Annotated in this window: 11 protein-coding genes and 1 tRNA gene; all 12 read left to right on the top strand. The window is 53.6% G+C overall.

What is annotated here, in order from left to right:
• Positions 1 to 84: 84 nt before the first annotated feature.
• The 12 genes from cydA (at position 85) to AU511_RS16000 (ending at position 9,119) form a co-directional block, all read left to right on the top strand.
• Positions 85 to 1,653 carry a cytochrome ubiquinol oxidase subunit I gene (gene cydA / locus AU511_RS16055; protein ID WP_094099676.1) on the top strand — a complete coding sequence of 523 codons (1,569 nt, stop codon included), beginning with the start codon at positions 85 to 87 and terminating at the stop codon, positions 1,651 to 1,653.
• A 12-nt stretch (positions 1,654 to 1,665) separates the two neighbouring features.
• Positions 1,666 to 2,805, top strand: coding sequence for a cytochrome d ubiquinol oxidase subunit II (cydB, locus tag AU511_RS16050; RefSeq protein WP_094099677.1), 1,140 nt, complete (start codon positions 1,666 to 1,668; stop codon positions 2,803 to 2,805).
• Positions 2,806 to 2,821: 16 nt separating this feature from the next.
• Entirely contained in the window at positions 2,822 to 2,935 is a 114-nt protein-coding gene (cydX, locus tag AU511_RS16045) for a cytochrome bd-I oxidase subunit CydX (RefSeq protein WP_071999786.1), read from the top strand.
• Positions 2,935 to 3,228, top strand: a complete 294-nt coding sequence (gene ybgE, locus AU511_RS16040) for a cyd operon protein YbgE (protein ID WP_094099678.1) — start codon at positions 2,935 to 2,937, stop codon at positions 3,226 to 3,228. The genes cydX and ybgE overlap by 1 nt, the downstream gene beginning before the upstream one ends.
• A gap of 140 nt (positions 3,229 to 3,368) precedes the next feature.
• Entirely contained in the window at positions 3,369 to 3,773 is a 405-nt protein-coding gene (gene ybgC / locus AU511_RS16035) for a tol-pal system-associated acyl-CoA thioesterase (protein WP_094099731.1), read from the top strand.
• Complete coding sequence (gene tolQ / locus AU511_RS16030) at positions 3,770 to 4,456, top strand: Tol-Pal system protein TolQ (protein WP_094110279.1); 687 nt, start codon at positions 3,770 to 3,772, stop codon at positions 4,454 to 4,456. The genes ybgC and tolQ overlap by 4 nt, the downstream gene beginning before the upstream one ends.
• Positions 4,457 to 4,468: 12 nt before the next feature.
• Positions 4,469 to 4,894 (top strand): colicin uptake protein TolR, encoded by a 426-nt coding sequence (gene tolR / locus AU511_RS16025; RefSeq protein ID WP_026738986.1) that lies wholly within the window; start codon positions 4,469 to 4,471, stop codon positions 4,892 to 4,894.
• A 56-nt stretch (positions 4,895 to 4,950) separates the two neighbouring features.
• Positions 4,951 to 6,105, top strand: a complete 1,155-nt coding sequence (tolA, locus tag AU511_RS16020; protein WP_094099680.1) for a cell envelope integrity protein TolA — start codon at positions 4,951 to 4,953, stop codon at positions 6,103 to 6,105.
• A 136-nt stretch (positions 6,106 to 6,241) separates the two neighbouring features.
• On the top strand, positions 6,242 to 7,531 hold the full coding sequence (gene tolB, locus AU511_RS16015) for a Tol-Pal system beta propeller repeat protein TolB (protein WP_094110278.1): 1,290 nt from the start codon (positions 6,242 to 6,244) through the stop codon (positions 7,529 to 7,531).
• Positions 7,532 to 7,570: 39 nt separating this feature from the next.
• Positions 7,571 to 8,086, top strand: a complete 516-nt coding sequence (gene pal / locus AU511_RS16010) for a peptidoglycan-associated lipoprotein Pal (RefSeq protein WP_026738989.1) — start codon at positions 7,571 to 7,573, stop codon at positions 8,084 to 8,086.
• Positions 8,087 to 8,095: 9 nt separating this feature from the next.
• Positions 8,096 to 8,869, top strand: coding sequence for a cell division protein CpoB (cpoB, locus tag AU511_RS16005; RefSeq protein ID WP_094110277.1), 774 nt, complete (start codon positions 8,096 to 8,098; stop codon positions 8,867 to 8,869).
• A 174-nt stretch (positions 8,870 to 9,043) separates the two neighbouring features.
• Positions 9,044 to 9,119, top strand: a tRNA-Lys gene (locus tag AU511_RS16000).
• The last annotated feature ends 8 nt before the right edge of the window (positions 9,120 to 9,127 follow it).

Here is a 9,127-nt window from a genome sequence, read left to right as displayed (position 1 = left end):
TGTTCTTTTAGGGTATTGCAGCCGTTATTCTACGGTTTGCCTCTACTGCGAGCGAAACCTTCCTGCGAGGAGCAAGGAGTCAAGATGTTTGATATAGTCGAACTGTCACGTTTACAGTTTGCCTTGACAGCAATGTACCATTTCCTGTTTGTGCCACTAACGCTGGGAATGGCGTTCCTGCTGGCAATCATGGAAACGGTCTATGTACTGTCTGGCAAAAAAATCTATAAAGATATGACCAAGTTCTGGGGCAAGCTGTTTGCGATTAACTTCGCACTCGGCGTGGCTACCGGTCTGACCATGGAATTCCAGTTTGGGACCAACTGGTCTTACTTCTCTCACTATGTTGGTGATATCTTCGGCGCTCCATTGGCTATCGAAGGCCTGATGGCGTTTTTCCTGGAGTCTACCTTCGTCGGCTTGTTCTTCTTCGGCTGGGATCGCCTGAGCAAGGTACAGCATATGGCGGTGACCTGGCTGGTTGCTCTGGGTTCCAACTTCTCCGCGTTGTGGATTCTGATCGCCAACGGCTGGATGCAAAACCCGATCGCTTCTGACTTCAACTTTGAAACCATGCGCATGGAGATGGTGAGTTTCGCGACTCTGGTCTTCAACCCCGTCGCACAGGTGAAGTTCGTGCACACGGTTGCCGCCGGCTACTGTACGGGCGCCATGTTTATTCTGGGTATCAGCTCTTACTATCTGCTGAAAGGCCGCGATATCGCGTTCGCCAAGCGTTCATTTGCTATCGCCGCCAGCTTCGGGATGGCCTCTGTGCTGTCCGTTATCGTACTGGGTGACGAATCCGGTTACGAAATGGGCGATGTTCAGAAAACCAAGCTGGCAGCTATTGAAGCCGAATGGGAAACACAGCCTGCGCCGGCTGCGTTTACGCTGTTCGGTCTGCCGGATCAGGAAGCCAGAGAGAACAAATATGCGATTCAGGTTCCTTATGTTCTGGGCCTGATTGCGACGCGTTCCACGGATAAAACCGTGACCGGTCTGAAAGAGTTGATGGAGCAGCACGAAGTGCGCATCCGTAACGGGATGAATGCCTACCATCTGCTTGAGCAGCTGCGTGCGGGCAATACCGACCCTGCGGTTCGTGACGCCTTCAACGCCAGCAAGCAGGATCTGGGTTACGGCATGCTGCTGAAGCGCTATACGCCGCAGGTGTCCGATGCGTCCGAAGCGCAGATTCAGATGGCGGTGAAAGACTCTATTCCTCACGTCGCGCCGCTGTACTTCTCGTTCCGCATTATGGTGGCCTGTGGGATGCTGATGCTGCTCATCATCGGTCTCTCTTTCTGGACCGTGCTGCGCAACAAGATTGGTCAGCGTAAATGGCTGCATCGCGCCGCACTGTACGGTATTCCATTACCGTGGATCGCGGTGGAAGCCGGATGGTTTGTCGCGGAATATGGTCGTCAGCCTTGGGCCATCGGTGAAGTGCTGCCGACCTCTGTCGCCAACTCATCGCTGACAGCAGGCGATCTGCTGTTCTCTATGGGATTGATTTGCGGGCTATACACGTTGTTCCTCGTCGCAGAAATGTACCTGATGTTCAAGTATGCGCGTCTGGGTCCAAGCAGCCTGAAAACGGGCGCATATCACTTTGAACAGCCGACCGCCGCTGCGCCGGAAGCACGGTAACAGGAGTCCACTATGTTTGAGTATGAAGTACTGCGTTTTGTCTGGTGGGCGCTGATTGGCGTACTGCTGATTGGTTTCGCCATCACTGATGGCTTCGATATGGGCGTCGGGATGTTGGTCCGCCTGATGGGCCGCAGCGACGTTGAACGTCGCGTGATGATTAACGCCATCGCACCTCACTGGGACGGTAACCAGGTGTGGCTGATCACGGCGGGGGGCGCACTGTTTGCCGCCTGGCCAATGGTCTACGCCGCCGCGTTCTCGGGCTTCTATGTCGCCATGATCCTGGTGCTGGCCTCGCTATTCTTCCGTCCGGTCGGTTTCGACTACCGTTCGAAGATTGAAGACGCGCGCTGGCGCAATATGTGGGACTGGGGCATCTTCATTGGTAGCTTTGTGCCGCCTCTCGTTATCGGCGTTGCGTTCGGCAACCTGCTGCAGGGCGTACCTTTCCACGTCGACACCTACCTGCGCCTGTACTACACCGGTAATTTCTTCCAACTGCTGAACCCGTTTGGCCTGCTGGCGGGCGTGGTCAGCGTGAGCATGATTCTGGCTCAGGGCGCGACTTACCTGATGATGCGTACCAATGGCGAACTGCACTTGCGCGCTAAAGGCGTAGCGCAGCTGGCGTCGCTGGTTCTGTTCATCACTTTCGCCTTGGCGGGTGTCTGGGTCGTCTACGGCATCGACGGTTATACCGTGACGTCGGTAATCAATACCGCCGCAGAATCTAACCCGTTGCGTAAAGAAGTGGTGCATCAGGCGGGAGCCTGGTTAGTCAATTTCAACCACTATCCGGCCTTGTGGGCTATTCCGCTGTTGGGTGTGGTGTTCCCGCTGTTCACGGTGTTGATGGCTCGCGTGGAAAAGGGCGCGCTGGCGTTCCTGTTTTCCTCGCTGAGCATTGCCTGCGTTATCCTGACGGCCGGTATCACGATGTTCCCGTTTGTTATGCCGTCGATCACGATGCCGAACGCCAGTCTGACCATGTGGGATGCCACATCCAGTTTGCTGACGCTGAAGGTCATGACCTGCGTGGCGATCGTCTTTGTCCCGATCATTCTGTGCTACACCACCTGGTGCTACTACAAAATGTTCGGTCGCATCACCAAAGAGCATGTCGAGCAGAACTCGCATTCCCTGTACTAAGTAAGGAGCTTATTTTATGTGGTATTTTGCCTGGATACTCGGAACGCTTCTTGCCTGCTCGCTGGGCGTGATTACCGCGTTGGCGATTGAGCACGTTGAAGATGCCAAAGCGGGAAAAGACGACGCGTGATGAGTCAACTTATTCATCGTCTTTACGGCATCATGGACAAGGGCCCGTTACGGGCCCTTTCCCTGATCATGGCCCTGCTGCTGGCGGGATGCGTCTTTTGGGATCCGTCACGTTTTGCGGCGAAAACCAGTACGTTGGCTGTTTGGCAGGCTTTCGTCCTGATGTGGGCGGTCTGCGCGGGAGTCATTCACGGGACGGGTTTTAGACCGCAGCGCTTGCGCTGGAAAGCCTTTTTCTCACCCTTGCCTGCAGCAATCATTTTGGCCGCCGGCTTGTACTATTTTTTCCGGTAATCTTCGCGCTCAATCCCTTGTCATGTGGGCTGTTTCTGGCTCACATTTATTTACCAGCCTGTACATTCTCCCCATTCCAAACCACAATTCTCTTGCGTATAGTATCCTAAGTTTTATTGCATCAATTGCTGGGATATAAAGTGAGTAATCGAGTGTTCCGCTGGCCAGTTCGCATCTATTATGAAGATACTGATGCTGGCGGCGTGGTTTATTACGCACGCTATGCTGCGTTTTATGAAAGAGCTCGCACGGAAATGCTGCGTGAGCATGGTGTTCATCAACAACAGCTGATGGAGCAAAGGCTTGCCTTTGTCGTACGTAAGATGACGGTGGAGTACTTTTCTCCGGCGCGCCTTGATGATTTGCTGGAAGTGCAAAGCGAGATCGTTTCGCTTCGGCGGGCATCCATGACGTTTGTACAGCGCATTCTCAATCCTAAAGGCGAAGTGATGAGCCAGGCCGAATTTTTGATCGCATGCATCGACCCACACCAAATGAAGCCGATTGCGCTTCCTAAGTCTTTTGTCGCGGAGTTTAAGCAGTGACTGACATGAATATTCTTGATTTGTTTCTGAAGGCCAGCCTTCTTGTGAAGCTAATCATGCTGGTTTTAATCGGTTTTTCCATTGCGTCCTGGGCAATAATCATACAGCGCACCCGCATCCTCAACGCGGCGACCCGTGATGCTGAAGCCTTCGAAGATAAATTCTGGTCGGGTATCGAACTCTCCCGTCTGTACCAGGAGAGCCAGACGCGACGTGAAACCCTATCTGGGACCGAGCAGATCTTCTATGCCGGTTTTAAAGAATTTGCCCGACTGCACCGCGCCAATCAGCACGCGCCCGAGGCGGCGGTTGAAGGCTCCTCGCGGGCAATGCGTATTTCGATGAACCGTGAACTCGAAACGTTGGAAACCCACATTCCTTTTCTTGGAACCGTCGGTTCCATCAGCCCTTATATCGGCCTGTTCGGCACGGTGTGGGGGATCATGCACGCCTTTATCGCGTTAGGCGCTGTCAAGCAGGCGACGTTGCAGATGGTCGCTCCGGGTATCGCGGAAGCGCTGATTGCCACGGCAATCGGTCTGTTCGCCGCGATTCCTGCCGTCATGGCCTACAACCGTCTTAACCAGCGCGTCAACAAGCTGGAACAGAACTACGATAACTTCACGGAAGAATTTGTTGCCATCTTGCATCGCCAGGCATTCTCCAGCGATAGCAACCGTTAATCAGGAGGGAGCATGGCACGTGTACGTCGAGGTCGTCGGGAGCTGAAGTCCGAGATCAATATCGTCCCCTTGCTGGATGTGCTGTTGGTGCTGCTGCTGATTTTCATGGCGACGGCGCCGATTATCACGCAAAGCGTTGAGGTCGATCTGCCGGATGCCACAGATTCCAAAACCGTTTCCAGCGATGATAATCCGCCTGTAATTGTCGAGGTTTCTGGGGTCGGCCGCTATAGCCTGGTGGTGGATCATAATCGGATGGAACAATTGCCGGCAGAGCAGGTGGTAGCTGAAGCCCAATCTCGTCTTGGCGCCAATCCGAAGACGGTATTCCTGATCGGCGGCGCCAAAGAGGTCCCGTATGACGAAATTATCAAAGCGCTTAATTTACTCCACCAGGCCGGCGTGAAATCCGTGGGTCTGATGACGCAACCGATTTGAGCCGGTAAACAGAGTATGAGCGATCTATATGGCCACACTGTATTTGGGAATGACTTGTGCTAAAGGGAAACGGACAAAACGATAAGCTAAAACGGGCTTTGATTATCTCAGCCGTTTTGCACGTCATTTTGATTGCGCTGCTAATTGTGAGCTCCTTGCACCAGTCGATGGACGCCAGCAATGGCGGCGGCGGCGGGTCTGCTATTGATGCCGTGATGGTTGATCCCGGCGCGGTTGCCGAACAATACCATCGTCAGCAGCAGCAACAGAGCGACGCGCAGCGCGCTGCACAGTTGCGTCAGAAGCAAGCTGATCAGCAGGCGAAAGAGCTACAGGAAAAGCAGGCTGCGGAACAGCAGCGCTTGAAGGAGCTGGAAAAAGAGCGTTTGCAGGCGCAGGAAGAAGCCAAAAATCAGGCGCAGGCTCAAGAACAACAGCGTAAGCAGGCAGAAGAAGCGGCGCAGCAGGCAAAAGAACAGCAGAAACAGGCCGAGGCCGCGGCGGCGAAAGCAAAAGCTGATGCCGAGCAACAGGCCAAAGCTGCCGCTGAAGCCAAAGCGAAAGCAGAGGCGGAGCAGCAGGTTAAAGCCGCCGCCGCTAAAAAACAGGCGGAAGAGGAAGCCAAAAAACAGGCTGCTGCAGACGCGAAGAAAAAAGCTGAACAGGAAGCAAAGGCCAAAGCGGCAGAAATGGCTAAAGAGAAAGCGGAGACGGAAGCCAAGGCAAAAGCCGCGGCTGACGCTAAAGCCAAGGCCGCAGCGGCAGCCAAAAAAGCTGCTGACGACAAGAAAAAAGCCGCAGCGGCTGAAGCCGCCGATCAGGACAGCGAAGTGGACGATCTACTCGGCGGATTGACGTCGGACAAAAATGCGCCCAAATCAAGCTCTGCGGCAAGCGGCGGTGCGGCCGGCGTAGGTAAAAATAAGAAGAGCGGGGCATCAGGGGCTGCATTGGATAGCTATGGCAGTCAGATCAGAACCGCGATTCAGAGTAAGTTTTACGATTGGGAGTCCTATAAAGGCCGGACGTGCACGCTACGCGTCAAGTTGGCGCCGGATGGTCTGCTGATCGATGTCACTACCGAAGGTGGCGATCCTGCCCTGTGTCAGGCTGCTATCGCTGCAGCTAAGCAGGCCAGAATTCCCAAACCGCCGAGCAGTGAAATCTATGAAGCATTCAAGAATGCCCCGATAGACTTTAAGCCGCAGTAAAGCAGCCTAAAGCCGAGCGAGAAATTTAAGATTATGACTATGGTCGACAGGCCTGGTAATCGTGTTCTGTTGACGTTGGTTTTGTTCACATTCTGCTAATTTATCGCAGGTTAAGCGCCTGGATAAGGGAGATGAAATGAAGCAGGCATTTAAAGTTGCATTAGGTTTTTTGATGCTGTGGGCGGCGGTCCTTCATGCGGAAGTGCGCATCGAAATCACCCAAGGGGTTGATTCCGCTCGCCCGATCGGCGTTGTTCCATTCAAATGGTCGGGCCCCGGCGCAGCGCCGGAAGAAATCGCGGGTATCGTTGGCGCGGATTTGCGCAACAGCGGTAAGTTCAACCCGATTGATCCTTCTCGTATGCCGCAGCAACCGGGCAGCGTGGCGGAAGTGACGCCTGCGGCCTGGACGGCGTTGGGCATCGATGCCGTTGTCATCGGGCAGGTTCAGCCCAGCGCCGATGGTTACGTGATTTCTTATCAACTGGTGGACACCTCTGGCAACGCAGGCAGCGTGCTGGCGCAGAATCAGTTCAAGGTTACCAAACAATGGCTGCGCTATGCGGCGCATACCGCCAGCGATGAAGTTTTTGAAAAACTGACCGGGATTAAAGGCGCATTCCGTACGCGCATCGCCTATGTGGTTCAAACCAACGGCGGCCAATACCCATACGAACTGCGCGTGGCGGACTATGACGGCTACAACCAGCTCCCTGTGCACCGTTCACCGCAGCCGCTGATGTCACCCGCATGGTCTGCCGACGGCAGCAAACTGGCGTACGTGACCTTTGAAAGCGGCCGTTCCGCGTTGGTTGTGCAGACGTTGGCCAACGGCGCGATCAAACAGGTTGCCTCATTCCCACGCCACAACGGCGCACCGTCCTTCTCTCCGGACGGCAGCAAACTGGCGTTTGCGTTATCCAAGAGCGGTAGCCTGAATCTTTACGTGATGAATTTGGGTTCTGGACAGATGACTCAGATAACCGACGGACGCAGCAACAATACGGAGCCCACCTGGTTCCCGGACAGTCAGACGCTGGCCTATACTTCCGATCAGGCGGGGCGTCCGCAGGTGTACAAAATCAATGTCAACGGCGGTGCGCCTCAGCGCCTGACTTGGGAAGGTGCCCAGAATCAGGATGCGGATGTCAGCAGCGACGGTAAATTTCTGGTGATGGTGAGCTCCAATAGCGGAGTGCAGCATATCGCCAAACAAGATCTGGTAACGGGCGCCGTTCAAGTATTGACGGGCACGTTCCTGGACGAAACGCCAAGCGTTGCGCCTAACGGCACCATGGTCATCTACAGTTCCAAACAGGGGATGGGATCCGTGCTGCAGCTGGTTTCGACTGATGGTCGTTTCAAAGCGCGTCTTCCGGCAACTGATGGTCAGGTCAAATTCCCTGCCTGGTCGCCGTATCTCTAAATGCAAATATCTATGATAACCTTTTGAAAGGACATAAAAATGCAATTCAATAAAGTGCTGAAAGGCCTGATGTTGGCTCTGCCGGTGCTGGCTGTTGCCGCGTGTAGCTCTAACAAACATGCTAACAACGACCAATCTTCTGAGAATGGCGTCGGCGTTGGCAGCGGTATGGAAAACGGCGGCAACATGTCTTCCTCTGAGCAGGCGCGCCTGCAAATGCAGGAACTGCAGCGTAACAACATCGTCTACTTCGATCTGGACAAGTATGACATCCGTTCAGATTTCGCGCAGATGCTGGATTCTCATGCCGCATTCCTGCGTAGCAACCCGTCATACAAAGTGACCATCGAAGGTCACGCGGATGAACGCGGTACGCCGGAGTACAACATTGCTCTGGGCGAGCGTCGTGCGAATTCCGTGCAGATGTATCTGCAGGGTAAAGGGGTTTCCTCTGACCAGATCTCTATCGTTTCTTACGGTAAAGAAAAACCTGCGGTTCTGGGTCATGACGAAGCTGCTTACGCTAAAAACCGTCGCGCCGTTCTGGTCTACTAAGAGTATTGCATGAACAGTAACTTCAGACCTTACCTTCTCAGTCTGTCGTTACTGGTTGGCGTAGCGGCCCCCTGGGTCGCTACCGCCCAAGCGCCAATCAGTAATGCCGGCTCAGGCTCGGTGGAAGATCGAGTCACTCAACTGGAGCGAATCTCAAACGCTCACAGTCAGCTTTTAACCCAACTACAGCAGCAGCTCTCCGACAACCAGCGTGATATCGACAGCCTGCGTGGTCAGATTCAGGAAAGTCAGTATCAGCTCAATCAAGTCGTGGAGCGTCAGAAACAGATCTACCAGCAAATAGACAGCCTGAGCTCTCAGGGCGCTCAAACGCCTGCTCCTGCGGTCTCAGACGGCAATCCCTCCCCTGCGGCAAGTAACCCTGCGCCGAACGCGCCAGCCAGTAGAGGAGACGCGAACAGCGATTACAATGCCGCCGTGGCGCTAGTGCTTGAAAAAAAGCAGTATGATCAGGCTATTGTCGCATTACAAAACTTCGTCAAAAAATACCCTGATTCTACCTATCAGCCTAACGCCAACTATTGGCTGGGGCAGTTGAATTACAACAAGGGTAAGAAAGACGACGCAGCCTACTATTTCGCCAGCGTCGTAAAAAATTACCCTAAATCTCCCAAAGCGTCAGAAGCCTTATACAAGGTTGGGGTCATCATGCAGGAGAAAGGCCAGACTGATAAAGCCCAAGCGGTATACCGTCAGGTGGTTAAAATGTACCCAAATACCGAAAGCGCTAAACTGGCACAAAAATCTTTGTCTCACTCTTAATTTCTACGATAAGGCGCAAAACTCGCTCAATCTGAGCGGCTTTTGCGCCTATTTGTTTGAGTTGTAAGCAGTTAAGCGTTTTTTTTATAAAATAGGTTGCTTGGAAAAATTATCACAGTAATATATGCCGCCGTTGCCAAGGCGATACTGAATCGCTGAAGTGATGTGGAAAATGGGTCGTTAGCTCAGTTGGTAGAGCAGTTGACTTTTAATCAATTGGTCGCAGGTTCGAATCCTGCACGACCCACCATTTTCCAG

It is taken from the genome of Lonsdalea iberica (assembly GCF_002111585.1).
Classification (GTDB): Bacteria; Pseudomonadota; Gammaproteobacteria; order Enterobacterales; family Enterobacteriaceae; genus Lonsdalea; species Lonsdalea iberica.
The sequence above is the reverse complement of the archived record's forward strand: the minus strand, read 5'-3'. Positions and strand labels throughout refer to the sequence as shown.

What these genes read in the sequence shown, in the direction of transcription:
- tolR (WP_026738986.1), top strand. Translation starts at nt 4,469, where the DNA reads ATGGCACGTGTACGTCGAGGTCGTCGGGAGCTGAAGTCCGAGATCAAT.
- cydX (WP_071999786.1), top strand. Translation starts at nt 2,822, where the DNA reads ATGTGGTATTTTGCCTGGATACTCGGAACGCTTCTTGCCTGCTCGCTG.
- cydA (WP_094099676.1), top strand. Translation starts at nt 85, where the DNA reads ATGTTTGATATAGTCGAACTGTCACGTTTACAGTTTGCCTTGACAGCA.
- tolB (WP_094110278.1), top strand. Translation starts at nt 6,242, where the DNA reads ATGAAGCAGGCATTTAAAGTTGCATTAGGTTTTTTGATGCTGTGGGCG.
- cydB (WP_094099677.1), top strand. Translation starts at nt 1,666, where the DNA reads ATGTTTGAGTATGAAGTACTGCGTTTTGTCTGGTGGGCGCTGATTGGC.
- cpoB (WP_094110277.1), top strand. Translation starts at nt 8,096, where the DNA reads ATGAACAGTAACTTCAGACCTTACCTTCTCAGTCTGTCGTTACTGGTT.
- pal (WP_026738989.1), top strand. Translation starts at nt 7,571, where the DNA reads ATGCAATTCAATAAAGTGCTGAAAGGCCTGATGTTGGCTCTGCCGGTG.
- ybgE (WP_094099678.1), top strand. Translation starts at nt 2,935, where the DNA reads ATGAGTCAACTTATTCATCGTCTTTACGGCATCATGGACAAGGGCCCG.